Annotated in this window: 24 protein-coding genes; 17 read left to right on the top strand and 7 right to left on the bottom strand. The window is 72.5% G+C overall.

Features of this window, described 5'->3' with window-relative positions:
• Positions 1-41: 41 nt before the first annotated feature.
• Positions 42-1,031, bottom strand: a complete 990-nt coding sequence (locus tag ABZZ38_RS27705; RefSeq protein ID WP_356744814.1) for a LacI family DNA-binding transcriptional regulator — start codon at positions 1,029-1,031, stop codon at positions 42-44.
• 274 nt (positions 1,032-1,305) lie between these two features.
• Between ABZZ38_RS27705 and ABZZ38_RS27700 the strand changes: the two genes are divergently transcribed.
• The 11 genes from ABZZ38_RS27700 to ABZZ38_RS27650 all read left to right on the top strand — a co-directional run bounded on the left by ABZZ38_RS27700 (position 1,306) and on the right by ABZZ38_RS27650 (position 12,573).
• Complete coding sequence (locus ABZZ38_RS27700; RefSeq protein WP_356744812.1) at positions 1,306-2,586, top strand: MFS transporter; 1,281 nt, start codon at positions 1,306-1,308, stop codon at positions 2,584-2,586.
• Positions 2,587-2,595: 9 nt separating this feature from the next.
• On the top strand, positions 2,596-3,957 hold the full coding sequence (pafA, locus tag ABZZ38_RS27695) for a Pup--protein ligase (protein WP_356744810.1): 1,362 nt from the start codon (positions 2,596-2,598) through the stop codon (positions 3,955-3,957).
• A 151-nt stretch (positions 3,958-4,108) separates the two neighbouring features.
• On the top strand, positions 4,109-5,116 hold the full coding sequence (locus ABZZ38_RS27690; RefSeq protein WP_356744808.1) for an FKBP-type peptidyl-prolyl cis-trans isomerase: 1,008 nt from the start codon (positions 4,109-4,111) through the stop codon (positions 5,114-5,116).
• A gap of 41 nt (positions 5,117-5,157) precedes the next feature.
• Positions 5,158-5,538 (top strand): FKBP-type peptidyl-prolyl cis-trans isomerase, encoded by a 381-nt coding sequence (locus tag ABZZ38_RS27685; RefSeq protein WP_356744806.1) that lies wholly within the window; start codon positions 5,158-5,160, stop codon positions 5,536-5,538.
• Positions 5,539-5,662: 124 nt separating this feature from the next.
• On the top strand, positions 5,663-6,619 hold the full coding sequence (locus ABZZ38_RS27680) for a WYL domain-containing protein (protein WP_356744804.1): 957 nt from the start codon (positions 5,663-5,665) through the stop codon (positions 6,617-6,619).
• Between the two features lie 16 nt (positions 6,620-6,635).
• A complete protein-coding gene (locus ABZZ38_RS27675) occupies positions 6,636-7,604 on the top strand; it encodes a WYL domain-containing protein (protein WP_356744802.1) in 969 nt (322 codons plus the stop codon).
• 64 nt (positions 7,605-7,668) lie between these two features.
• Complete coding sequence (locus tag ABZZ38_RS27670) at positions 7,669-7,935, top strand: hypothetical protein (protein ID WP_356744800.1); 267 nt, start codon at positions 7,669-7,671, stop codon at positions 7,933-7,935.
• A gap of 10 nt (positions 7,936-7,945) precedes the next feature.
• Complete coding sequence (locus ABZZ38_RS27665; protein ID WP_356744798.1) at positions 7,946-8,143, top strand: hypothetical protein; 198 nt, start codon at positions 7,946-7,948, stop codon at positions 8,141-8,143.
• A 224-nt stretch (positions 8,144-8,367) separates the two neighbouring features.
• Positions 8,368-8,646: a Sec-independent protein translocase subunit TatA gene (gene tatA, locus ABZZ38_RS27660; protein ID WP_356744796.1), complete on the top strand. Its 279-nt coding sequence runs from the start codon at positions 8,368-8,370 to the stop codon at positions 8,644-8,646.
• Positions 8,647-8,742: 96 nt separating this feature from the next.
• Positions 8,743-9,648 (top strand): twin-arginine translocase subunit TatC, encoded by a 906-nt coding sequence (tatC, locus tag ABZZ38_RS27655; RefSeq protein WP_356744794.1) that lies wholly within the window; start codon positions 8,743-8,745, stop codon positions 9,646-9,648.
• A gap of 108 nt (positions 9,649-9,756) precedes the next feature.
• Positions 9,757-12,573: a DEAD/DEAH box helicase gene (locus ABZZ38_RS27650; protein ID WP_356744792.1), complete on the top strand. Its 2,817-nt coding sequence runs from the start codon at positions 9,757-9,759 to the stop codon at positions 12,571-12,573.
• Between the two features lie 408 nt (positions 12,574-12,981).
• On the opposite strand, the gene ABZZ38_RS27645 is transcribed toward ABZZ38_RS27650, so the two are convergent.
• A complete protein-coding gene (locus tag ABZZ38_RS27645; RefSeq protein ID WP_356744790.1) occupies positions 12,982-13,830 on the bottom strand; it encodes a siderophore-interacting protein in 849 nt (282 codons plus the stop codon).
• A 48-nt stretch (positions 13,831-13,878) separates the two neighbouring features.
• Complete coding sequence (locus ABZZ38_RS27640) at positions 13,879-14,784, bottom strand: 5'-3' exonuclease (protein ID WP_356744838.1); 906 nt, start codon at positions 14,782-14,784, stop codon at positions 13,879-13,881.
• A gap of 238 nt (positions 14,785-15,022) precedes the next feature.
• On the opposite strand from ABZZ38_RS27640, the gene ABZZ38_RS27635 reads away from it, so the two are divergent.
• Both ABZZ38_RS27635 and ABZZ38_RS27630 read left to right on the top strand, forming a co-directional pair.
• The gene (locus tag ABZZ38_RS27635; protein ID WP_356744788.1) at positions 15,023-15,571 is read left to right on the top strand and encodes a helix-turn-helix domain-containing protein; all 549 of its coding nucleotides are present in this window, start codon (positions 15,023-15,025) and stop codon (positions 15,569-15,571) included.
• Positions 15,571-16,275 carry a helical backbone metal receptor gene (locus tag ABZZ38_RS27630; RefSeq protein ID WP_356744786.1) on the top strand — a complete coding sequence of 235 codons (705 nt, stop codon included), beginning with the start codon at positions 15,571-15,573 and terminating at the stop codon, positions 16,273-16,275. The genes ABZZ38_RS27635 and ABZZ38_RS27630 overlap by 1 nt, the downstream gene beginning before the upstream one ends.
• On the opposite strand, the gene ABZZ38_RS27625 is transcribed toward ABZZ38_RS27630, so the two are convergent.
• The gene (locus tag ABZZ38_RS27625; protein ID WP_356744784.1) at positions 16,214-17,323 is read right to left on the bottom strand and encodes a TDT family transporter; all 1,110 of its coding nucleotides are present in this window, start codon (positions 17,321-17,323) and stop codon (positions 16,214-16,216) included. The two genes, ABZZ38_RS27630 and ABZZ38_RS27625, sit on opposite strands and share 62 nt — an antisense overlap.
• Positions 17,324-17,393: 70 nt before the next feature.
• Here ABZZ38_RS27625 and ABZZ38_RS27620 point away from each other — a divergent pair, with 70 nt between their 5' ends.
• Positions 17,394-18,293, top strand: a complete 900-nt coding sequence (locus tag ABZZ38_RS27620) for a LysR family transcriptional regulator (protein WP_356744782.1) — start codon at positions 17,394-17,396, stop codon at positions 18,291-18,293.
• Between the two features lie 86 nt (positions 18,294-18,379).
• Here the strand turns inward: ABZZ38_RS27620 and ABZZ38_RS27615 are convergent, their stop codons facing one another.
• The 3 genes from ABZZ38_RS27615 to ABZZ38_RS27605 all read right to left on the bottom strand — a co-directional run bounded on the left by ABZZ38_RS27615 (position 18,380) and on the right by ABZZ38_RS27605 (position 21,402).
• Positions 18,380-19,060, bottom strand: a complete 681-nt coding sequence (locus tag ABZZ38_RS27615) for a gamma-glutamyl-gamma-aminobutyrate hydrolase family protein (protein ID WP_356744780.1) — start codon at positions 19,058-19,060, stop codon at positions 18,380-18,382.
• A gap of 11 nt (positions 19,061-19,071) precedes the next feature.
• Positions 19,072-20,514 carry an ethanolamine permease gene (eat, locus tag ABZZ38_RS27610; protein WP_356744778.1) on the bottom strand — a complete coding sequence of 481 codons (1,443 nt, stop codon included), beginning with the start codon at positions 20,512-20,514 and terminating at the stop codon, positions 19,072-19,074.
• A 117-nt stretch (positions 20,515-20,631) separates the two neighbouring features.
• Entirely contained in the window at positions 20,632-21,402 is a 771-nt protein-coding gene (locus ABZZ38_RS27605; RefSeq protein ID WP_356744776.1) for an FCD domain-containing protein, read from the bottom strand.
• A 78-nt stretch (positions 21,403-21,480) separates the two neighbouring features.
• Here ABZZ38_RS27605 and ABZZ38_RS27600 point away from each other — a divergent pair, with 78 nt between their 5' ends.
• The 3 genes from ABZZ38_RS27600 to ABZZ38_RS27590 all read left to right on the top strand — a co-directional run.
• On the top strand, positions 21,481-22,845 hold the full coding sequence (locus tag ABZZ38_RS27600) for a glutamine synthetase family protein (protein ID WP_356744774.1): 1,365 nt from the start codon (positions 21,481-21,483) through the stop codon (positions 22,843-22,845).
• A gap of 10 nt (positions 22,846-22,855) precedes the next feature.
• The gene (locus tag ABZZ38_RS27595) at positions 22,856-24,220 is read left to right on the top strand and encodes an aldehyde dehydrogenase family protein (RefSeq protein ID WP_356744772.1); all 1,365 of its coding nucleotides are present in this window, start codon (positions 22,856-22,858) and stop codon (positions 24,218-24,220) included.
• 6 nt (positions 24,221-24,226) lie between these two features.
• Positions 24,227-24,935: 3-oxoacyl-ACP reductase (locus tag ABZZ38_RS27590; protein ID WP_356744770.1), on the top strand; the 709-nt coding region annotated here is incomplete at its 3' end.

Below are 24,935 nucleotides of genomic sequence, written 5' to 3'. Positions count from 1 at the left end.
GTCCCCCGTGGCCGCTGCGGGCCGGCGGGCGGCGCTCCGGGTCAATACACCTCGGACGTGGGCGCCGGTCCGGAGGACCCGCGGGTCATCAGCGTCACCGGCAGGTCACCGCGCTCCGCCGGGTGGCCCGCCAGCACCGCGAGCAGCGCCGCCATGCCCCGCTCGCCGATCCGCTCCGCCGGCAGCCGCACCGTCGTCAGCTCGGGCTCGACGGCGGTCGCCAGCGCCAGGTCGTCGAAACCCGTGACCGAGACGTCCTCGGGGACCCGCAACCCCAGGCGCCGTACCGCCTTGCAGGCCCCGGCCGCCAGGATGTCGTCGTCGCAGATCACAGCCGTGGGACGGGGCCCGGGGCCGGTCAGGGCGCGCCGCGCCGTCTCCCTCGCGCCCGCGACGTCCAGCGGGGCCGGCACGCTCCGCACCTCGGCGTCCCGCACGTCGCGGAGGCACACGTGCAGGGCCCGGGCCCGTACGTCGAAGGTCCAGGACGCCACAGCCGACGACAGGTGCAGGAAGCGGCGGTGCCCGAGCCCGAGCAGATGCTCCGTCACCTGCCGCATGCCGTCGGCGACGTCCAGGTTCACATGGGCCGCCGCGCCCGGATCGGCCGGGTCGCTGTCGAGCATCACCAGCGGCAGGTCGGTGCCCCGGATGGCGCGCAGCGCGTCGGCCGCCATCGAGGAGGCGATGACCCCGTCCAGCGCCGCCCGCGCCGAGGCGAACGGGTCCTTCGCCGGGCCGACGCCCTCGGGGGAGGGGTACAGCACGACACCGAAGCCGTGCTCGGCGGCGACGGCCGCGGCGCCCGTGTAGACGCGGGCGAAGAACTCGTTCGTGAGCGCCGGGACGACCAGCAGTGCCGTCCGGGTCCGTCCGAGGCGCAGATTCCGCGCCGCCAGGTTGGGCCGGTACCCGAGCTCGTCGGCCGCGTCCCGCACCAGGGCGGCGGTGCGCTCGGACACCCGCCCGCGCCACTTGTCGCCGAGCACCAGCGACACGGTGGCCTGCGACACCCCGGCCGCCCGTGCCACATCCCGACTGGTGGGCCTGGCGCCGGGGCTCTCCGCGGCGGTCCCGGGAAGGCGGCCGGGGGCCGCGGGGTCGGGGTGGTGCACACACGCCTCCGTGTTCGACGATCACAGGCCGCGCTGCGGACCGGCCGCGACGCGGACCCCGCCGTGGCGCGGACCCGGCCACGCGATCGGCCCGGCCGCGAGGTGGACCCGCGGGATGCCGTCATGGTACGTATGACGCCGGACGTTATACGTAAAACCTCGGCCGGTCGCCGGGGGAGAGGGGCAGCACATGGCCGCGAAGGCCGGCGGATACGCCGACATCCTCAGGGCGCCGCACGCCACCCGGCTGCTCGTCGGCACCCTGATAGGCCGGCTCCCCAACGGCACCGCCCCCATCGCGATCGTTCTGTTCACCCGCGCCGAGGGAGGCAGCTACAGCCTCGCCGGCGCCCTCGCCGCCGTGTACGGCGTGGCAAACGCCATCGGCCAGCCCCTCCTCGGCCGCGCCGTCGACCTGCGCGGCCAGCCCCGCGTCCAACTGCCCGCCGCCCTGCTCTCCGCCCTCGGCATGGTGCTGCTCGTCCTGGTCGGCACCGGCGCGCCGCTCCTCGCCCACGCGGCCGTCGCCGTCGCCGGCCTCTTCACCCCGCCCCTGGAGGGCGGCCTGCGCGCGCTGTGGCCGAGCGTGCTCGGCCGCGAGGACCGGGTCCACCGGGCGTACGCCATGGACGCGGTCGCCCAGGAAGTCATGTTCACGGTCGGCCCGTTGCTGGTCACCCTGCTCGTCTCGCTCTGGTCGCCCGCCGCCGCGCTCCTCGTCATCAACGCCATCGGGGTGCTCGGCGCCCTCTCCGTGGTCCTCTCCGAACCGTCCCGCGCCTGGCGCTCCGCGCCCCGCGAGGCCCACTGGCTGGGCGCCCTGCGCTCACCGGGGCTGCTCGCCCTGCTCGGCTCGTTCTTCTTCGTCGGGCTCGCGCTCGGCTCCATCACCGTCGCGGCCCTCGCGTACGCCGAGGGCCACGGCCGCGAGTCCGTCTACGGCTGGCTGATGGCCGCCCTCGGCCTCGGGGCCCTGATCGGTGGCACGGTCTACGGGGCCCGGCAGTGGGCGGGCGCCCCCGAGCGCCGACTGCGCGTGCTCGTCGGCCTCCTGGCGCTCGGCTACCTGCCGCTGGCCCTGACCCCGGGCGTGGCGGCCATGACCGCGCTGGCCGCCCTCTCCGGTGTCTTCCTCGCGCCCGCCCTCGCCTGCGCCTTCATCGTGGTCGACCGGCACGCCCCGCGCGGCACGGTCACCGAGGCGTTCTCCTGGCTGGTCACCACCTTCGGGGTGGGCGCCGCCGTCGGAACGGGCGTGGCCGGTCCGGTGGTCGAGCTCTCCGGAACCGCCGCGAGTTTCGCCGTCGCGGGCGCCGCCGGATTCGCCGCCCTGCTGGTCCTCCTGGCCACCCGGCGCGCGCTGGCCGTTCCGCTTCGTACGGCACCGCACGCCGACGATGTCGTGGCGACTTCGGAAAATGATCGAAACGGTACCGTCGAACCCGGTTTCAGCACAGGGCATCAGGCGTAATGTTCAGTCATGGACCGCCGCATTTTCGGGCTGGAGAACGAGTACGGCGTCACGTGCACGTTCAGGGGACAGCGCCGACTGTCACCTGACGAAGTGGCGCGCTACCTCTTCCGCCGTGTCGTGTCATGGGGCCGCAGCAGCAATGTCTTCCTGCGGAACGGCGCCCGCCTCTACCTCGACGTGGGATCGCATCCGGAATACGCCACGCCGGAATGCGACAACGTGACCGAACTGGTCACCCACGACAAGGCGGGCGAGCGCATTCTGGAAGGCCTGCTCGTCGACGCAGAACGCCGTCTGCACGAGGAGGGAATCGCGGGCGACGTCTATCTCTTCAAGAACAACACCGACTCGGCGGGAAACTCCTACGGTTGCCACGAGAACTATCTCGTCGCCCGTCACGGAGAGTTCTCCCGGCTCGCGGACATCCTCATTCCGTTCCTGGTGACACGGCAACTCATCTGCGGTGCCGGCAAGGTGCTGCAGACCCCGCGCGGCGCCGTGTACTGCGTCAGCCAGCGCGCCGAGCACATCTGGGAGGGCGTCAGCTCCGCGACCACCCGGTCCCGGCCCATCATCAACACCCGCGACGAGCCGCACGCGGACGCCGAGCGCTACCGCCGTCTCCACGTCATCGTCGGTGACTCGAACATGTCCGAGACGACCATGCTGCTGAAGGTCGGCGCCACCGACCTCGTCCTGCGCATGATCGAGGCGGGCACGGTCATGCGGGACCTGACCCTGGAGAACCCCATCCGGGCTATCCGCGAGGTCAGCCACGACATCACCGGCCAGCGCAAGGTGCGCCTGGCCAGCGGACGCGAGGCCTCCGCGCTGGAGGTCCAGCGCGAGTACTACGAGAAGGCCGTGGACTTCGTCGACCGGCGCGGCATCCGCACCGGCACGGTCGCGCAGGTCCTGGAGCTGTGGGGCCGGACCCTCGACGCCATCGAGGAGGAGGACCTCGACCGCATCGGCACCGAGATCGACTGGGTCATGAAGTACAAGCTGCTCGAGCGGTACCGGGCCAAGCACAACATGACCATGTCGCACCCCCGGGTCGCCCAGATAGACCTCGCCTACCACGACATCCACCGTCGCCGCGGGCTCTACTACCTGCTGGAGAAGAAGGGCCAGGCCGCCCGGATCTGCAACGACCTGAAGATCTTCGAGGGCAAGTCGGTACCCCCGCAGACCACGCGGGCCCGGCTGCGCGGTGACTTCATCCGCCGCGCGCAGGAGCAGCGCCGCGACTTCACCGTTGACTGGGTGCACCTGAAGCTCAACGACCAGGCACAGCGCACCGTGCTGTGCAAGGACCCCTTCCGGTCGGTCGACGACCGGGTGGAGAAGCTCATCGCCGGGATGTGAGCCGGCGGAATGCGATCCGGCCGTCCCTGCGCCCCGGGCCCCGTACCCGCTCCTCCGGTACGGGGCCCGGCGCATGCCGTACGGCGGGGGCGGGAAGCCGGGGCCGTAGAGTGACGGGAACCGAGATCCCACCAACCCCCCGAGGACCACTGTGCGCAGCCGACTCGCCGCCTTGCTCATCGTGCCCGCCCTGTTGTTGACCGCCTGCGGAGGCGAGGACGACAAGAAGGACGACGCCTCCCCGTCACCCAGCGCCACGCAGTCGCCGTCGCGACCCCCGGTGCCCAAGCCCGTCGCGTCGGCGTCGCCGATGCCGGAGGTCAGTGGCGACAAGGGCAAGAAGGCGGCGATCACCCTTCCGAAGGGCGAGCCGGGCAAGTCGTTCGTCGTGAACACGCTCACGCCGGGCACGGGTGCGGTGGTGAAGAAGGACGACCTGGTGGTGGCCGACTTCACCGCCAAGGTCTGGAAGGGCAACAAGGACATCGGCAGCTCGTACGACCAGGGCGGCGTCCCGCAGGTCATCACCGCCAGTTCCAAGACGATCATCCCGGCCTTCGCCGACGCCGTGACGGGTCAGAAGGTCGGCAGCCGGGTCCTGGTCGTCGCCCCGCCCGCCGCCGCCTTCGGCCCCTCGGGGAACCCGCAGATCGGCGTCTCCGGTACGGACACGCTCGTGTTCGTGCTCGACATCGAGAGCATCATGCCGAAGAAGGCCGAGGGGCGGCAGAAGGAGATCCCGGCGGACCTGCCGCAGATCGACGCCTCGAAGAACGCCCCCGCCACCATCAAGATCCCCAAGAACGACCCGCCGACCACGCTCGTCAGCGATGTGCTGATCGAGGGCGATGGCGCCGCGGTCAAGAACGGCCAGCGGGTGTACATGCAGTACACCGGCGCCGCGTGGAAGATCAACGAGGGCAAGAGCCAGGCGAAGAACTTCGACTCGTCGTGGAACGCCGGCAAGCCGTTCGACACGGTCATCGGCCAGGGCCAGGTCATCCAGGGCTGGGACAAGGGCCTCGTCGGCAAGAAGGTCGGCAGCCGCGTCCTCCTGGTCATCCCGCCGGCCCAGGCGTACGCGGACCAGGACAAGGGACCGGACCTGCCGGCCAACTCCACCCTGGTCTTCGTCGTCGACATCCTGGCGGCAATGTAAGACTGTCCTGTTGCGTGACAGCGAGTAGTAGGAGCACTTACGTGAGCATCGACAAGCCCGAGATCGACTTCCCGGGTGGCGAGCCGCCGGCCGACCTTGAGATCAAGGACGTCTGGGAGGGCGACGGGGAGGTGGCCGAGGCGGGTGACTTCGTCAAGGTCCACTACGTGGGCGTGGCCTTCTCCACCGGTGAGGAGTTCGACGCGTCCTGGAACCGCGGCACTCCGCTGGACTTCCAGCTCGGTGTCGGCCAGGTCATCGTGGGATGGGACAAGGGCGTGCAGGGCATGAAGGTCGGTGGCCGCCGCCAGCTGGTCATCCCCGCGCACCTCGCGTACGGCGACCGCGGCGCCGGTGGCCGCATCGCCCCGGGCGAGACGCTGATCTTCGTCTGCGACCTGGTCGGCGTCGCCAAGCGGTGACCGCGACCGGTCGCACCGAGGGCCCACGCCTCCAGGCGTGGGCCCTCGGCTTTTGCCCCGACACCCCGGGGCGGTACGTTGAGCGGGCGAGCAGTCACTCCATAAGAAGAGGTGCGGGGCGTCGATGGCCATTGCCAAGGCCGAGCGGCTGATGAATCTGGCGCTGTGCCTGCTGGGCACCCGCCGCCCGCTCAGCAAGCGCGAGCTGCGCGGCTCCATCGAGGCGTACCTGGAAGCCGGCTCCGACGACTCCTTCAACCGCATGTTCGAGCGCGACAAGGACGACCTGCGCGAGCTCGGTCTGGTCATCGAGACCGTGGAGGCCCTGGACGGCGAGACCGGCTATCTCGCCCGCCGCGACTCCAACCGCCTGCCGCCCATCCAGCTCGACGCCGAGGAGGCCGCCGCCCTCGGCCTGGCCGCCAAGGTGTGGCAGCAGGCCCGTCTGGCCGGCGCCGCCAGCGGCGCCCTGCAGAAGCTGCGCGCCGCGGGCATGCCCGAGGCGGAGGACGCGTATGACGACCGGTACAGCGCCCTGGAACCGCGTATCCCGGTCCACGAGACCGCCTTCGAGCCACTGATGCTGGCCTGCCGCGACCGCCGCCCCGTCGTCTTCGAGTACCGCAAGGCCAACTCCGCCCGCCCCGAGACCCGTCACGTCGAGCCGTGGACGCTCGAGTGCTGGCGCGGCCACTGGTACCTGGCCGGCTGGGACCGCGAGCGCGGCGCCGAGCGGGTCTTCCGGCTCTCCCGGATCACCGGCAGGGTCCGTTCCAGGGCCGGCGCCTTCACCGCCCCCGTGCCGGACGTCTCGACCGTCCGCGAGACGGTCGAGCGGTGGGCGGGGGAGACGGCGACCCGCTCGGCGCTGATCCGGCTGCGCGCCGACTGCGGCTACCCGCTGCGCGCCCGCGCCGTGTCCGTACGCGCGCTGGGCGACGGCTGGGACGAGCTGGAGATTCCGTACGGACACGGTCTGGACGCCTGGCTCGTCGAGTTCGGCCCGGACGTCGTGGTGGTGGAACCGGCCGATCTGCGGGCCGATGTGGTGGACCGGCTGCGCGCCGTGGCCAAGGGCTGAGGGGGACGTACACACGATGGCCACGAACGCGATCGACCAGACCCGGCGGATGCTGTCCCTGGTGACGTACCTGCGGGAGCGCCCCGGCGCGCACGTCGGCGATGTCGCCCGCGCCTTCGGGATCACCGAGGACGAGCTGATCTCCGACCTCGACGTGCTGCCCATGTGCGGCACCAGCTTCCGCGGCGGCGACCTGCTCGACATCGACACCGACGGCGAGCGGATCTGGTGGCGCAATCCGGACGCCTCCGGTGAGAGCACCGCCGAACCGCTGCGGCTGGCCGCCGACGAGGCGACCGCGCTCCTGGTCGCCGCGCGGGCCGTCGCCACCCTGCCCGGGCTGCGGGAGGGCGACCGTGAGGCGCTGCTGCGGGCCACCGCGAAGCTGGAGGCCGCGGCCGGTGAGGCGGCGGGGGCGAGCTCCCGCCTCTCGGTGACCTTCGAGTCTGAGGGCGGCGTCTTCGCCGAGGTCGACCGCGCGATCTCGGAGCGCCGCCGGCTCTGGCTGCGGTACTACTCGCCCGCGCGCGACGAGCTCACCGAGCGGGAGGTCGACCCGATCCGGCTCTTCGCCGTCGGGCACACCTACATGGAGGCCTGGTGCCGGCTCTCCGAGGCGCGGCGCACCTTCCGCCTCGACCGGGTCGCCGAGATCCGGCTCCTGGACGAGCCGTCCGCGCCGCCCGAGATCGAGCTGCGCGACCTGTCCGAGGGGCTGGTCCAGCCGTCGGCCGACGACCCGGAGGTCGTGGTGGAGGTCGGGCCGGGCGGTCGGTGGGTGGCGGAGTACTACCCGCACGACAGCGCCGAGGAGCTCCCCGACGGCGGACTGCGCATCACCCTGCGCACCCCGGACCCGGCTTCGCTGCGGCGGCTCGGCCTGCGGCTCGGACGGGACGGGCGGATCGTCTCCCCGCCGGAGCTGGCGCGCAGCGCGCAGCGGGCGGCCGTGGAGGCGCTCGCCGCGTACGACGACCGGGGCTGAGCGCGGTGCGCGCGTCGGAGCTGAGGGACCGACAGAGTCGACAGAGCTGGGGGAATTAAGGGATATGTCCGTGATTTCCGGAACTGTCTCGGTTGCATCGGCGCCCGTCCTCTTCAAAGCGGCCTGCCCCGAGTGCCGTGCCCGCTTCGAACTCTCCGCGGGCTCCCTCCGGCTCGCCATCGGCGCCAGCCGCCGCACCACCTTCTACTCCTTCACCTGCCCCGAGTGCGGCTCGGCCGTACGCAAACCGGCCGGCGAACGCATCATCGAACTGCTCACCGGCGGCGGCGTACGGACGCTGCGTCTGCACTCCACCGTCCGAACACCGTAAGGCTCCGCGCATGTTCTGGCCCATGCTCGCCATCGTTCTGGGTTTCCTCGGGATCGCCGTGCTCGGCGTCCTCGGCATCCGCGTTTCCTTGGAGGCGCAGCGCCTCGGCCGCCAAGTGGCTCACACCGCCCAGCGGATCGGTGAGGCCGCCGAGGAGCTGGAGCGGGCGGCCACCGATCTCGCCCGTACCGGCGAAAGTCTGAGATGACGGACTTGACGTCACCCGTCCCGAGGCGGGCAGGTACGCTGCTGCTCGCGGCGGGGCGCGCGCGCACGGGCGCGCGCGTACCGGTCGCAAACGGGAGGACGCACAGGGATTGCCCGGCGTTTACCCGTCCGCGTTACGATCGCTGGAGGTAGCGGCTCGGACGTCCGTCCGCTTCCTGACCGACAGCCCGCCCCAGCCGCCTCGGTGAGAAGGTAGACACACTTATGTTCCGACAGATCGGCCCCACCGAGATCATTCTCATCCTCCTCGTCGTCGTGCTCCTCTTCGGCGCCAAGAAGCTCCCGGAGATGGCCCGTTCGCTCGGCAAGTCCGCGCGGATCCTGAAGAGCGAGGCCAAGGCGATGAAGTCGGAGGGGCAGCAGCCCGCCCCGGCCGACCCGCCGGCCGAGCAGCCCCCGGCCCAGCGCACCATCAAGGCGGCGCCCGGTGACGTGACCAGCGCCCGTCCGGTCACCGAGCCGTCCGACACCCCCCAGCGCTGACCCCAAGGCCGCCCCTTCGCGGCCTGCCGCACGAGATGAGGACGTGGGTTGCTCAAGCCTGCACGCAGTAAGAAGGCGAAGGACCCAGAGGGACGTATGCCGCTCGCGGAGCACCTGCGCGAGCTTCGCAACCGGCTCGCCAAGGCGATGCTGGCGATCACGATCACGTCCATCGCGGCGGCCTTCTACAGCCAGGAGTTGATGGACTTCCTCTCGTCACCGGTCGAACGGTGCCCGAAGGGAGTCATGGAGACCGGTGGTAAGTGCGCCACCATCGTCTACAACGATCTGTTGTCCCCGTTCACGACGACCGTCAAGGTCGTCCTGATGGCGGGCATCATCCTCTCCTGCCCGGTCTGGCTCTACCAGCTGTGGGCCTTCGTCGCGCCAGGTCTGCACAAGAGCGAGAAGAAGTACACGTACTACTTCGCCGCCGCGGCCGTTCCCCTCTTCGCGGCCGGCGTCTACATCGCGTACCTGATCATGCCGGTCAGCATGAGCGTGCTGCTCAGCATCACCCCGGACCCCGCGGCGAACCTTCTCGAGGTCGACAAGATCCTGGACTTCACCGTCCGGATGGTGCTGATCTTCGGCTTCTCCTTCGAACTTCCCGTCCTGCTGATCATGCTCAACGCGGCCGGTGTCGTCACCGGACGCCGGATGCTCAGCTGGTGGCGGGGTGTCGTCATGGGCATCTTCGTCTTCGGGGCGATCGCCACCCCGTCGACCGACCCCCTCGGCATGGTCGCGCTGTCCGGTCCGATCATCGCCCTGTACTTCCTCGCGGTCGGCATCTCGATCCTCAACGACAAGCGACGGCGCCGGAAGGACCCCGACGCCGAGCTGGACGACGACGAGGCGTCGCCGCTCGACCTGACGCCCGTCCCCGTCGGTGAGGTCGAGACCGTACCGTCCGCCCGTGCCGTCCTGCCCGAGCAGGCCGGGGGCAGCCCGGGCACGTCGGGCTCGCAGCGGCTGAACGGATACGACGACATCACCTGACCGGACCCGGGCGGTGCCGTGGCCTCCGGGTCGCTGTGCGTGCTCTTCTGCAAGGCGGATTAAAGATCGAGCTGACTGTCAGTGGTGACGGGTAGGCTCGATATCAAGATGACAGAAGACCTCACACCCGCGGAGGCGTACGCGGCCGCCAAGCGCCGCGCCGCCGAGCAGGCCACCGCGCTCGCTCCCTTCCGTGACCTGTACGACTTCGATCTGGACCCCTTCCAGGTCGAGGCCTGCCGCGCCCTGGAGGCAGGCAAGGGAGTACTCGTCGCGGCACCCACCGGCTCGGGCAAGACCATCGTCGGTGAGTTCGCCGTCCACCTGGCCCTTGAGCAGGGGCGTAAATGCTTCTACACCACGCCCATCAAGGCGTTGTCCAACCAGAAGTACGCCGACCTGGTCAAACGCTACGGCCCGAAGAGGGTCGGCCTGCTGACCGGTGACAACAGCGTCAACGCCGAGGCGCCGGTCATCGTCATGACGACCGAGGTCCTGCGGAACATGCTGTACGCCGGCTCCCAGTCGCTGCGCGGTCTCGGCTATGTGGTGATGGACGAGGTGCACTACCTCTCCGACCGCTTCCGGGGAGCCGTCTGGGAGGAAGTGATCATCCACCTCCCGGAGTCCGTCACCCTGGTGTCGCTCTCCGCGACCGTGTCGAACGCCGAGGAGTTCGGCGACTGGCTGGACACCGTCCGTGGCGACACCGAGGTGATCGTCTCGGAGAGCCGTCCCGTCCCGCTGTGGCAGCACGTCCTGGCCGGGCGGCGCATGCACGACCTCTTCGAGGAGGAGACCGACCACGGTGGCCGTGGCGCGGGCCGCCGCGAGGTCAACCCCGACCTCGTCCGCCTGGCCCGGATGGAGAACTCCCGCCCGTTCAACGGCCGTGACCGCCGGCGCGGACGGGAGGCGGACCGGGAGCGCGAGCGCCGGCAGCGCTCGCGGATCTGGACGCCCGGACGGCCCGAGGTCATCGAGCGGCTGGACGCCGAGGGGCTCCTGCCCGCCATCACGTTCATCTTCAGCCGGGCCGGCTGCGAGGCCGCCGTACAGCAGTGCCTCTACGCGGGGCTGCGGCTCAACGACGAGGAGTCGCGCCGGCGGGTGCGGGAGATCGTCGAGGAGCGCACGGAGTCCATCCCGCCCGAGGACCTGCACGTTCTCGGGTACTACGAATGGCTCGAAGGCCTGGAGCGGGGCATCGCCGCCCACCACGCCGGCATGCTGCCGACCTTCAAGGAGGTCGTCGAGGAGCTCTTCGTACGCGGCCTCGTCAAGGCGGTGTTCGCCACCGAGACCCTCGCGCTCGGCATCAACATGCCCGCGCGCTCCGTGGTCCTGGAGAAGCTGGTCAAGTGGAACGGCGAACAGCACGCCGACATCACCCCGGGCGAGTACACCCAGCTGACCGGCCGGGCCGGGCGGCGCGGAATCGACGTGGAGGGCCACGCCGTCGTGCTCTGGCAGCGCGGCATGGACCCCGTCCACCTCGCGGGCCTCGCCGGTACGCGCACGTATCCGCTGCGCTCCAGCTTCAAGCCGTCGTACAACATGGCGGTGAACCTGGTCGACCAGTTCGGGCGGCACCGCTCGCGCGAACTGCTGGAGACGTCCTTCGCGCAGTTCCAGGCGGACAGGTCCGTCGTCGGCATCTCCCGGCAGGTCCAGCGCAACGAGGAAGGCCTCCAGGGCTACCGCGAGGGCATGACCTGCCACCTCGGTGACTTCGAGGAGTACGCGCGGCTGCGCCGCGAGCTCAAGGACCGGGAGAACGAACTGGCCAAGCAGGGTGCCGCGCAGCGGCGCGCTGCCGCGGCGACCTCGCTGGAGAAGCTCAAGCCCGGCGATGTCATCCATGTGCCGACCGGCAAGTTCGCGGGCCTGGCGCTCGTCCTGGACCCCGGCCTGCCGGCCGGCCGGTCCAACGGGCACCGCGGCTTCGAGCACGTCGACGGGCCGCGCCCGCTCGTCCTCACCGCGGAACGGCAGGTGAAGCGGCTCGCGTCGATCGACTTCCCGGTGCCGGTGGAGCCACTGGAGCGGATGCGCATCCCGCGCTCCTTCAACCCGCGCTCCCCGCAGTCCCGGCGGGACCTCGCCTCCGCGCTGCGCACCAAGGCCGGGCACATCGTCCCGGACCGGCACCGCAAGCAGCGCTCGGCGGCCGTCGACGACCGTGAGATCGCCCGGCTGCGGGAGGCTCTGCGCGCGCACCCCTGCCACGGGTGCGACGAGCGGGAGGACCACGCGCGGTGGGCGGAGCGGTACCACCGGCTGCAGCGGGACACGAAGCAGCTGGAACGGCGCATCGAGGGGCGGACGAACACCATCGCCCGCACCTTCGACCGGATCGTCGCGCTGCTGACCGAGATGGACTACCTGCGGGATGACGAGGTCACCCCGCACGGCAAGCGGCTCGCCCGGCTGTACGGCGAACTGGACCTGCTGGCCAGCGAGTGCCTGCGTGAGGGCGTCTGGGAGGGGCTCGACCCCGCCGAACTGGCCGCCTGCGTCTCGGCGTTGGTGTACGAGGCCAGGCAGTCGGACGACGCGGTCGCGCCGAAACTGCCGACGGGCCGGGCCAAGGCCGCGCTCGGCGAGATGGTGCGGATCTGGGGCCGCCTGGACGCCCTGGAGGAGGACTTCCGGATCAGGCAGGCGGAGGGCGTGGGCCAGCGCGAGCCGGACCTCGGCTTCGCCTGGGCGGCGCACCAGTGGGCGTCCGGGCGCGGGCTGGACGAGGTGCTGCGCGAGGCGGAGATGCCCGCCGGTGACTTCGTCCGGTGGTGCAAGCAGGTCATCGACGTGCTGGGGCAGATCGCGGCGGCGGCGCCGCAGGAGGGCACGGTCACCAAGAACGCCCGCAAGGCGGTCGAGGGGCTGCTGCGGGGCGTGGTGGCGTACAGCTCGGTGAGCTGACGCGACGTCACGTGCGGTTCGGCACGTGCGGTCTGTGGTGCGGGGCCCGGCCGGGGTGTTCCGGCCGGGCCCTTTGCCGTGTGCGACACCGACCGGGGAGGGAGCTCGCGTCGGTCCGGCTCGTAGCCGGCGCCGCAGGCGAGGGGGCGCGTGCCGGGCGCGACGCCGAAGGGGAAGGTGTTGGTGACGGCGGCGTGGGGCCGGCTTCGCGGTCGCCTCACCCGAACCCGGCACCGCTCCTCCTCGCCGGCTGCGAAGGGGGGAGTGGCCGGTGGTGCGCACGGGTGGGAGTCTCACCGGCCGTGCCGGCCCCGCGGGCGTCGGCGCGCCGGCCCGCCCGGGCGGAGCGCACCCGGAGGCACCCGGGCGCGCCCGGAGGCGGCGAGAACGGGCGGCGCCGGCGGCCGGTCAGGCGGCGGAGGCGGACTCCTGCTCGCGTTCCACCTGGTCGTTCCACTCGCGCTTCACCGCACGCCAGGCCTCGTCCGTCTGGCCCAGGCGCCAGTAGCCCGAGATGGAGAGCCGGTCGCGCGGGACCCGGCGCTCCATGCGGAGGTGGCGGCGCAGGTCCTTGACGAACCCCGCCTCGCCGTGGACGAAGGCGTGGACGTCGCCGGGCGGGAAGTCCAGGTCCTGGACGGCCGCCAGCAGTGTCTCGCCGACGGGGCGACCGTCCCGGTGCAGCCAGCGGACCTCGACGCCCGCCGGCGCCGCGATCTTCTGCTCCTCGTCCGGGCCCTCGACCTCGACGAAGGCGTGGACCACGGCGCCCTCCGGCAGCCGCTCCAGCGACGCGGCGATGGCCGGCAGCGCGCTCTCGTCGCCGACCAGCAGGTGCCAGTCCGCCGCCGGGTCCGGTGCGTACCCGCCGCCCGGCCCGAGGAAGCGCACCGTCTCGCCCACCCGGGCCCGTGCCGCCCAGGGCCCGGCCAGGCCCTCGTCGCCGTGGACGACGAAGTCCACGGTCAGCTCGCGGTGCACGGCGTCCCAGGCGCGGACCGTGTACGTGCGCGTCGTGGGCCACTGGTCGCGCGGGAACTCCTCCCGGATCCGGGCCATGTCGAACGGCTCCGGATACGTCACGCCCTGCGCGGGGAAGATCAGCTTGATGTAGTGATCGGTGAACTCGCCGGTGCCGAACCCGGTCAGCTCCTCGCCGCCGAGGACGACGCGCACCATGTGCGGTGTGATCCGCTCGGTGCGGATCACACGGGCCTGATGGGCCTTGGGTGCCTTGCGAGCCGGCTGTTCCGCCACGGTGATCTCCCCGGAGGTTGTCTGCTAAGGCAAGCCTAAGTTACACCCTCAGTGCCGCAGTGTGGAGAGAAGCCGCTCCAGGGAGCCCCCCAGCCCCCACCGCGCCGCCAGTGCCTCCAGCGCCGCCGGGTCGCGCGGCTCCGCCGGCAGCGCGGGGTCGAACTCGGGCAGCGGCACGTCCGCCGCGACCCGCACCACCTTCGGCGCGACCGCGACGTAGTCGCGGGCCTCGTCCAGCCGTCCCCGCTGCGCGGGTGTCAGCCTCGACGCGGGATCGTCCACCGCCGCCATGATCCCGGCCAGGTCGCCGTACGCGTCGAGCAGCTTGGCAGCGGTCTTCTCACCGATGCCCGGCACCCCCGGCAGCCCGTCGCTCGGGTCGCCCCGCAGCAGCGCCAGATCGGCGTACCCCGGCCCGTCCACCCCGTACTTGGACCGCAGCCACGCCTCGTCCGTGACCTGGAGCGTGCCCACGCCCTTCAGCGGATACAGCACCCGCACATCCCGGGCGTCGTCCACCAGCTGGTACAGGTCCCGGTCGCCGGTCACGATGTCCACCGGGCCGGCCGCCCGCCCCGTGAGCGTGCCGATGACGTCGTCCGCCTCGTACCCCGCGACGCCGACCCGGGCGATCCCCAGCGCGTCCAGCACCGCCTCGATCACCGGCACCTGCGGCGACAGCGTGTCGGGGATCTCCTCCTCGTCCGGTCCGGTCTCCGTCTCCTCGGCCACCCGGTGCGCCTTGTACGACGGGATCAGCTCCACCCGCCACTGCGGGCGCCAGTCCGCGTCCATGCAGGCCACCAGCTCGTCCGGCCGGTGGTCCTGGACCAGCCGCGCGATGAAGTCGAGCAGGCCGCGCACGGCGTTGACGGGCGTGCCGTCCGGCGCCTTCACCGAGTCGGGCACCCCGAAATAGGCGCGGAAGTACAGGGAGGCGGTGTCGAGGAGCATCAGGCGTCGCGTCACACACCGATCATGCACCACGCCACTGACGGGGACGCGGCCCGGCGGTGACGCGCTCGGGCGGCGGCCCCGCGCCGGAGCCGCCCGTGGGACCACTGCCCCGGAGCCGCTTTCCGGGGCGGCCTCCGCCACAGGACGGGGCCCGCCTTCACGCCTTTCCCTCCCGTTGCGCTACTCGGTGGTACCGCCGCTGCGTAAGGTGGTCCGAGAGGGAGGGAGCCAGGAGATGGACGACAAGGAAACGCTTCGCGTGGGAGCGGCCGTCCGCAGGCGGCGCAGAGCCCTCGCGCTCACCCTCGCCACGGTCGCCGAGCGCAGCGGGCTGTCCGTGCCGTTCCTCAGCCAGATCGAGAACGAGCGCGCCCGGCCCAGCACGCGCTCCCTCGAGCGCGTCGCCGACGCCCTGGAGACCACCGCCGTGGAACTGCTCTACGCCGCGGACTCGGCGCGCACCGTCGACGTCGTACGCGCCGGTGAGGACGGCGGGCTGCCCGGGGTACGCCCCCTCGTGCGCGGCGAGCACCAGATGCACGCCGACGAGTTCACCGGCGAGCACGACGCCGGGCGCGAGCTCGTCCTGCGCAACGACGCCCTGCTGTACGTCGCCGACGGCGCCGCCCAGGTGGAGGCCGAGGGCCGGGCGTACCGGCTGGAGCGCGGCGACACGCTCTACCTCTCCGGCGGCGTGCGCCACCGCTGGCGCGCCACCGGGCCGGCCACCCGCATCCTGGTCGTCGCCGTCGCCGAGCACATCGACACCCGCCGCGGGGCGTGATGCGGGTCGTCTCCCTGGTCCCCTCGCTCACCGAGGCGATCGCCGTGACGGCCCCCGGTCTGCTCGTCGGCGCCACCGACTGGTGCACCCACCCCGCTGACCTCGCCGTCACCCGTATCGGTGGCACCAAGAACCCGGACGTCACGGCCATCGCGGCGCTGCGCCCCGACCTCGTCATCGCCAACGAGGAGGAGAACCGCGCCCCCGACCTCGCCGCCCTGCGCGCCGGCGGCACGGAGGTCCTGGTCACCGAGGTCCGCACCGTCGGGCAGGCGTTCACCGAGCTCGACCGGGTGCTGCGCGCCTGCGGGGCCGGGTCCCGCCCGCGATGGCTGGACGAGGCCGAGGCGGCGTGGGCGGCGGTCACCCCGGGCCCGTACCGCCGGGCGGTCGTGCCGATCTGGCGCCGCCCCTGGATGGTGCTGGGCCGCGACACCTTCGCGGGGGACGTGCTGGCCCGGCTCGGCGTCGCCCATGTGTACGCCGATCACCCCGAGCGCTATCCGCGCATCCCGCTCGACGAGCTGCGCGCGTCCGGCGCCGACCTCGTCGTGTTGCCCGACGAGCCGTACCGCTTCACGGCGGACGACGGCCCCGAGGCGTTCGAGGGCCTGCCCGCCGCGCTCGTCGACGGGCGCCTCCTCACCTGGTACGGGCCGTCCCTGGCCGAGGCCCCGGCGGCGCTGCGAGCAGCGCTCCGCTGACCAGCCCCCGCGCCGTCCGGACGGCTGCGACCAGCCAGGCGGCCACCAGCACCGCGTACAGCGCCACCGCCAGCCAGCGCAGGGCCGCCAGCCCGGTGTGCCGGGCCAGCCCCTCCGCGCCCGTCACGCACGTCCCCACGGGGAAGGTGAACGCCCACCACGTCATCGCGAAGCCCATGCCGCGCCGCCGCGCCCGCAGCGCCAGCGCACCGGCGAGCGCCAGCCACATCAGCGCGAAGCCCATCACCGGCACCCCGTACAGGACGGCGACGCCGGCGGCGTACGGCAGGTCCGGCGACGCGTCCGCGAACGCGTTCGCGGCGGTCGTGGACTGGCCCAGCGGCCCCAGCACCAGGAACAGCGTCGGCGTCAGGGCGAGCGGCAGCGGCCCGCCGGTCAGCAGCCGGCCGAACACCAGCGGCAGTATCAGCAGCGTCGCGAGCAGGCTCAGCCCGAACATGCCGTAACAGGCCGTCAGCAGTGTCCGCTGCCACTGGCCCGGCGGTAGGTGCGGCACCAGCAGCGGGCCGAGCGCCGCGGGCACCAGGGGCGACACGACCGGCAGCAGCCACACCGGTGAGGCGGCTCCGACCCTGTGGTGCACCACCATCAGGTACGGAACCGTCACCGCGACCGCCAGGCCGATCACCGTCCCCGCGACGAACAGCACCGTGTCCAGGGCCACGGCCGCGTCGAGGCCGATCCAGTCCCTGCCCACGATCAGCGCACCGCCGCCGACCGAGACCAGGGCCATGGCCAGGCACCCGTGGAACGGCGCCACGGCCGGGTCCAGAAGGTGGGCGCGCGCCTGGTCGCGGTGGTGGGCCCAGTGCAGCGCGCGGGCCACGAGGAGGGCCGTCAGCGCCAGCAGGGACAGCGCCCAGACGGCGGCGCAGACGGCGCGCAGGCCCGGCAGGCCCACCGGCAGCGCGGCGCCGGCGTTGGCGACGATCGCGGTGCCCATCACCGTGGCGTACCAGTTGGGCCCGAGGTGGCGGACGGCCATGGTGCGGCGGGGGAGGGGGACGAGCTGTGCGAGCGTTGCCATGCTCCCACCCTGACCTGCGCCGATGTGCCCAACCAGGGATCATGTCCCTATGACCCCATAAACTGAACTTATGAGCCTCTCGCATCGCGTGCCCGACCTGGGCGCCCTGGAACTGCTCCTCGCCGTAGCGCGCCACGGCAGCCTGGGGCGCGCCGCGCGCGAGGTCGGCATCACCCAGCCCGCCGCGAGCAGCCGCATCCGTTCCATGGAGCGGCAGCTCGGCGTGGCCCTCGTGGACCGCTCCCCGCGCGGCTCCCGGCTCACCGACGCGGGGGCGCTGGTGACCGACTGGGCGCGGCGCGTCGTCGAGGCGGCCGAGGCCTTCGACGTGGGCGCGCAGGCGCTGCGCGACCGGCGCGACTCACGGCTGCGGGTCGCCGCGTCGATGACCATCGCGGAGTACCTGCTGCCCGGGTGGCTCATCGCGCTGCGCGCCGAGCGCCCCGACACGGCGGTCTCGCTCCAGGCCGGCAACTCGGCGGCCGTCGCCGCCCGCCTGCTCGCCGGCGAGGCGGACGTGGGATACGTCGAGGGTCTCGCCGTACCCGACGGCCTGGACGCGGTGGTCGTGGCCCGCGACCGGCTCGTGGTCGTCGCCGCGCCGTCCCACCGGTGGGCCCGCCGCCGGGCGCCGCTCACCCCGGCGGAACTGGCCGCCACCCCCCTGGTCCTGCGCGAGTACGGCTCGGGCACCCGCCAGGTCCTGGACGCCGCCCTCGCGGAGTACGGCGGCCTCGCGGAACCGCTCCTGGAGCTGGCCTCCACGACGGCGGTCAAGGCGGCGGCGGTGACCGGCGCGGGGCCCGCGGTCCTGAGTGAGCTGGCGGTCACCGAGGAGCTGGCGTCCCGCCGCCTCGTCGAGGTCCCGGTGGAGGGCATCCGCCTGCACCGCGCGCTGCGCGCGGTGTGGCCGACGGGCCCGCTGCCGACGGGCCCCGCCCGCGACCTGCTCTCCCTGGCGCGCGGGTAGGGGCGCCGCCGGCGGCACACACGTCACCGTCCGCGCGATCACCGGACATCCGGCGGGGGCGGCCGTGGTGCGCGGCGGGCGGGACCTCAGGACGCCGCCGTCACCAGCCCCTCCATCACCCGCCCGTCGTCGCCCATCTCCGGGTGCCACTGCACGCCCAGCGCCCACCGCGCGTCCTCCGGTTCCACCGCTTCCACGGTGCCGTCCTCCGCGTGGGCGCAGGCTTTCAGGCCGGTGCCCAGGCGGTCCACCGCCTGGTGGTGGTACGCCGGGACCGTCGTCGCCTCGGGGACCAGTGACGCGTAGCGGGTGCCCGGGACGGGCTTGACCGTGTGCGCGGCGAAGACGCCGACGCCACCGGTGTGGCCGTCCATGTGCTGGACCAGCGTGCCGCCGAGGGCCACGTTCAGCAGCTGCATCCCCCGGCAGATGCCCAGCATCGGGGTGCCGGCCGCCAGGGCCGCGTCGATCAGGGCGAGTTCCCACCCGTCGCGCTCGGCCGCCGCCGGCCCCGTACGCGGATCCCGTGCCGCTCCGTACCGCGCGGGGTCGACGTCCGCGCCGCCCGCGACGACGAGGCCGTCGAGACGGGCGACCACCTCCGCTGCGGCGTCCGGCGCGTCCGGCGGGAGCATGACGGCGATGCCGCCCGCCGCCCGGACCAGGCGCGGATACACCTCGGGCAGCAGCGCCGCGCGCATCTCCCACACGCCCCAACGCGCGGGGTCCAGGTAGGTGGTGATGCCGATGAGCGGCTTGGAAGGCACGGCGGTTCCTCTCAGTTGCGGTCGAGCTCGGCCTCGGCCGCCGCCAGCGCCGCGAACTCCTCCTCGGGCGCGTTCGCGACGAGACGGTGCCGACTGTAGAAGGCGAAGTAGGCGAGGGCGACGACGTACACACCCAGCGCGATGAGCGCCGCGTCCACGTCCACCAGGAACGTCGCCACCAGTGCCGACAGGGCCAGCACGAAGGCCACGGACGACGTCAGGACGCCGCCGGGCGTACGGTACGGGCGCGGCAGGTCCGGCTCGCGGCGCCGCAGGACGATGTGGGACAGCGCCATCAGCGCGTACGAGATCGTGGCGCCGAACACCGCGATGTTGAGCATCCGCGCGCCGTTCCCGGTGCCCGCCGCCAGCGCGAATCCGATCGCGCCCGGGATCAGCAGCCCCGGGTACGGGGACTTGCGGCGGCTGGTGAGGGACAGGAAGCGGGGGAGGTACCCGGCCCGGGAGAGGGCGAACAGCTGCCGTGAGCCCGCGTAGATGAGGGAGAAGAAGGACGCCACCAGTCCCGCCAGGCCCGCGTAGTTGACGAACCGGCTCAGCGCGGTCGGGTCGCCGTCCCCCTGCAGGGCCACCACGAGGGGATTGCCCGCGTCCTGGATCGCGGCGGAGCCCCGCGCTCCCGTCGCCGCGAAGAACGTCAGCACCGCCAGCACCACCAGGATCAGCATCGACAGGGACAGCGCCCGCGGCATGGACCGCACCGGGTCCTTGGCCTCCTCGGCGGCCAGCGGTACGCCCTCCACGCCCAGGAAGAACCACATCCCGAAGGGGAACGCCGCCCAGATGCCGAGCAGGCCGAACGGCAGCCAGGAGTTCGCCCCGAACGCCCCGTCGGCCACCGGGATGTCGTCGAGCCCGTCCGCCCGGAAGTCGGTGAGCGCGCCCGCCGCGAAGATCAGCAGCGCCGCCACCGCGATCGCCGTGACGACGAGGCTGAACCGCAGCGCCTCGCCCACGCCCCACAGGTGGATGCCGATGAAGACGGCGAAGCAGGCGAGGTACACCGGCCAGCCGGACTCCAGGCCGAACAGGCCGAGCGATTCGACGTAGTCGCCGATGAAGATGGAGATGGCGGCCGGCGCGAGGATGTACTCGATGAGGATCGCCGTACCGGTGAGGAAGCCGCCCCACGTGCCGAGCGCCCGGCGCGCGAAGCCGTACCCGCCGCCCGCGGCGGGCAGGATGGCGGACAGCTCGGCGAGCGCGTACACCAGGCAGGCGTACATCACGCCCATCAGGACGGTGGCGATCGCCAGCCCGCCGAAGCCGCCCTCGGCGAGGCCGATGTTCCAGCCGGAGAAGTCGCCGGAGACGACGTAGCCGACGCCGAGGCCGGTGAGCAGCAGCCAGCCGGCGCTGCCCCGCCGCAGGGCCCGGCGCTTGAGGTAGTCGTCGCCCGCGGTGGAGGCGTCCTTGGTTTCTTCCAGCGTCATGGCAGCAGTGCTCCCGCATCGGTCGGAGCCCAATGGAATGAACCCATACCTTTGCGGCGGTTCACGGGGCAGCGCAAGACCCGTGCGTTACTTTCGGGTTACGCCGGCCCGCGCGCTCTACGTCAGGAAGCCGCGCAGCAGCGCCGCCGTCCCCGCGCAGTGCTCGCGCATCACCTCGCGCGCCCCGTCCGCGTCCCCGTCCAGCACCGCCTCGACCAGCGCGGCGTGCTGGTGTTGCGAGTGCTCCAGGTTGCGTACGAGCAGGGGGATGCAGTCGAGCAGGTCGTTCACCCTCGCCCGTACCGCCGCGTACTGCGCCGTCAGCGTCGGCGAGCCCGACAGCTCCGCCAGCGTCAGGTGCAGCAGCGTGTCCTGGCGCCGGTAGTCGCCCAGGGGCGCGTCGTGCGTCGCCCCGAGCGCCGCGCGCAGCCGCTCGGCGCCCTCGTCCGTCAGGCCGTGCGCGGCGCACAGCCCGGCCGCGCCCACCTCCAGCACCTCGCGGAAGCGCAGCGTGTCCTCGACGTCCACGGAGGCGATGCGCCGTCGCAGCTCCTCCTCGCCGGAGTCGCCGGACGACCGCTCCCGCCGCAGCACAAACGTTCCGCCGTACCGTCCGCGCCGGCTCTCCACCAAACCCTGCTCCTGGAGGACCTTCAGCACCTCGCGCAGCGTGACCCGGCTGATGCCCATCCGCTCCGCCAGCTCCCGCTCGGCGGGCAGCCGCTCGCCACCCGGCACCAGACCGAGCCGTACCACCTGGAGAATCTGCTCCAGCGCCTCCTCGAAACCGTTGCCCGCCCGCACCGGCCGCAGGACCGGCGCCAACCGGTCCCCGGGCCCGCCCGCCGAGCCGACCCCGGACCCGCTCCCCGAGCCGTTCTTCGCCACGTCGCGGTTTCCCCTTCCCAAGCAATGGTCTTCGGCAATACCTTATGGCTCCCGGCTGACCGAAGGAGGAGCATCCCCGTGGCAGACCGCAAACCCCCGCTCGCCGTCGAGGAGCTGCGCAGGCTCGTCGCGCACGGCGAGATCGACACAGTGGTCCTGGCCTTCCCCGATATGCAAGGGCGGCTCCAGGGCAAGCGGTTCGCCGCGCCCTTCTTCCTCGACGAGGTCCTGCAGCACGGCACCGAGGGCTGCAACTACCTGCTCGCCGTCGACGTGGAGCTCAACACCGTCGACGGCTACGCCATGTCCTCCTGGGCCAAGGGCTACGGCGACTTCGCCATGCGCCCCGACCTGTCCACCCTGCGCCGCGTCCCCTGGAACGAGGCCACGGCCCTGCTCATCGCCGACCTCGCCTGGAGCGACGGCTCGCCCGTCACCGCCGCACCCCGCCAGATCCTGCGCCGCCAGCTCGAGCGCCTCGCCGAACACGGCTACACCGCCCACGTCGGCACGGAGCTCGAATTCATCGTCTTCAAGGACACCTACGAACAGGCCTGGGACGCGGGCTACCGGGGCCTGACCCCGGCCAACCAGTACAACATCGACTACTCCGTGCTCGGCACCGGACGGATCGAGCCCCTCCTGCGCCGCATCCGCAACGAGATGGCCGCCGCCGGTCTCACCGTCGAGTCCGCCAAGGGCGAGTGCAACCCCGGCCAGCACGAGATCGCCTTCAAGTACGACGAGGCGCTGGTCACCTGCGACCAGCACGCCATCTACAAGACCGGCGCCAAGGAGATCGCCGCCCAGGAGGGCGTCTCGCTCACCTTCATGGCGAAGTACAACGAGCGCGAGGGCAACTCCTGCCACATCCACCTGTCGTTGCAGGACGCCGGCGGGCGCAACGTCATGGCGGGGGACGGGCCCGGCGGCATGTCCCCGGTGATGCGCCACTTCCTGGCGGGCCAGCTCGCCGCCCTCCGGGACTTCTCCCTCCTCTACGCGCCGAACATCAACTCGTACAAACGCTTCCAGCCCGGCTCCTTCGCCCCCACCGCCGTCGCCTGGGGCCACGACAACCGCACCTGCTCCCTCCGGGTCGTCGGCCACGGCCGCTCGACGCGCTTCGAGAACCGCCTGCCCGGCGGCGACGTCAACCCCCACCTCGCCGTCGCCGGCCTCGTCGCGGCCGGCCTGTACGGCATCGAACAGCGGCTGGAACTCCCCGAGGCGTGCGAGGGCAACGCGTACGCCGGCGACTACGCCCACGTCCCCACCACGCTGCGCGAGGCCGCCGAACTGTGGGAGACCAGCCCCATCGCCAAGGCCGCCTTCGGCGACGAGGTCGTCGCCCACTACCGCAACATGGCGCGGGTCGAGCTGGAAGCCTTCGACGCCGCGGTGACCGACTGGGAGCTGCGCCGCTCCTTCGAACGCATGTGAGGCCCTTGTCTTGACCAGCGAACACCTCGTCCTCAACCCCGCGACCGAAGAGGTCATCGCCACCGTCCCGGCCGCCGGCCCCGCCGACGTCGACGCCGCCGTCACCCGTGCCGCCGCCGCCCAGCGGGGGTGGTCGGCGGCGGCCCCCGCCGACCGGGCCCGCCTCCTGCGCCGCTTCGCCGCCGTCGTCGACGACCACATCGAGGAGCTGGCCCGGCTGGAGGTCCGCGAAGCCGGTCACACCATCGGCAACGCCCGCTGGGAAGCCGGCAACGTCCGCGACCTGCTCGACTACGCGGCCGGGGGAGTGGAGCGCCTCAACGGCCGCCAGATCCCCGTCCCCGGCGGACTCGACGTCACCATCCTGGAACCCCTCGGCGTCATCGGCGTGATCGCCCCCTGGAACTTCCCCATGCCCATCGCCGCGTGGGGCACCGCGCCCGCCCTCGCGGCCGGCAACGCGGTCGTCCTCAAACCGGCCGAGACGACCCCCCTCACCGCGCTCCGTCTCGCCGAGCTCGCCCTGGAGGCGGGGCTCCCGGAGGGACTGTTCCAGGTGCTGCCCGGCGCCGGACCCGTCGCGGGCCACGCGCTCGTCGAGCACCCCGGCGTCGCGAAGATCGTCTTCACCGGCTCCACCCGGGTGGGCAAGTGCATCATGGCGGCGTGCGCCGACCGCGTGAAGCGCGTGACGCTCGAACTCGGCGGCAAGAGCCCCAACATCGTCTTCGCCGACGCCGACGTCGAGGCCGCCGCTGCCGCCACCCCCATGTCCTTCCTCGACAACTCCGGCCAGGACTGCTGCGCCCGTACCCGCATCCTCGTCCAGCGCGGCGCCTACGACCGCTTCCTGGAGCTCCTCACCCCGGCCATCGAGGAGATCGTCGTCGGTGACCCGTCCGACGAGCGGACGCAGATGGGCCCGCTGATCTCCCGCACCCAGCTGGAACGGGTCCGCGCGTACGTCCCCGAGGGCGCGGCCGGCATCCGCGGCAAGGCCCCCGAAGGCCCCGGCTTCTGGTTCCCGCCCACCGTCCTCACCGGCCTCGCGCCCGACGCGCCCGCCGCCGTCGAAGAGGTCTTCGGCCCCGTCGCCGTCGTCCTCCCCTTCGACGACGAACAGGACGCGATCCGGCTCGCCAACGCCACCGACTACGGCCTCTCCGGCTCCATCTGGACCCGCGACGTCGGCCGCGCCCTGCGCGTCTCCGGCGCTGTCCGGGCCGGCAACCTCTCCGTCAACTCCCACTCCAGCGTCCGGTACTGGACGCCGTTCGGCGGCTTCAAGCAGTCCGGCCTCGGCCGCGAGCTCGGCCCCGACGCCCTCACCGCCTTCACCGAAACCAAGAACGTCTTCATCAGCACGGAGGCCTGACCCGCTATGACCGAGAACACTGTGTGCCGCCGCCTCGTCGGCCGTACCGCCGTCATCACCGGCGCCGGCAGCGGCATCGGCCTGGCCACCGCGCGCCGCCTCGCCTCCGAGGGCGCGAACGTCGTCTGCGGCGACATCGACGAGAGGGCCGGCAAGGCCGCGGCCGACGAGGTCGGCGGCACGTTCGTCCGCGTCGACGTCACCGACGCCGAACAGGTCGAGGCGCTCTTCGCGACCGCGTACGACACCTACGGCAGCGTCGACATCGCCTTCAACAACGCCGGCATCTCGCCCCCCGACGACGACTCCATCCTGGAGACCGGCCTGGAGGCCTGGAAGCGCGTCCAGGACGTCAACCTCACCTCCGTCTTCCTGTGCTGCAAGGCCGCCATCCCCTACATGCGGCGCCAGGGCAGGGGCTCCATCATCAACACCGCCTCCTTCGTCGCCGTCATGGGCGCGGCCACCAGCCAGATCTCGTACACCGCGTCCAAGGGAGGCGTCCTGGCGATGTCGCGGGAGCTGGGCGTGCAGTTCGCCCGCGAAGGCATCCGCGTCAACGCCCTCTGCCCCGGACCGGTGAACACCCCCCTCCTGCAGGAACTGTTCGCCAAGGACCCGGAGCGGGCCGCCCGCCGCCTCGTCCACATCCCGGTCGGCCGCTTCGCCGAGGCCGAGGAGATCGCCGCCGCCGTCGCGTTCCTCGCGAGCGACG

Source organism: Streptomyces sp. NPDC006368 (assembly GCF_040612535.1).
Lineage (GTDB): Bacteria > Actinomycetota > Actinomycetes > Streptomycetales > Streptomycetaceae > Streptomyces.
The sequence above is the reverse complement of the archived record's forward strand: the minus strand, read 5'-3'. Positions and strand labels throughout refer to the sequence as shown.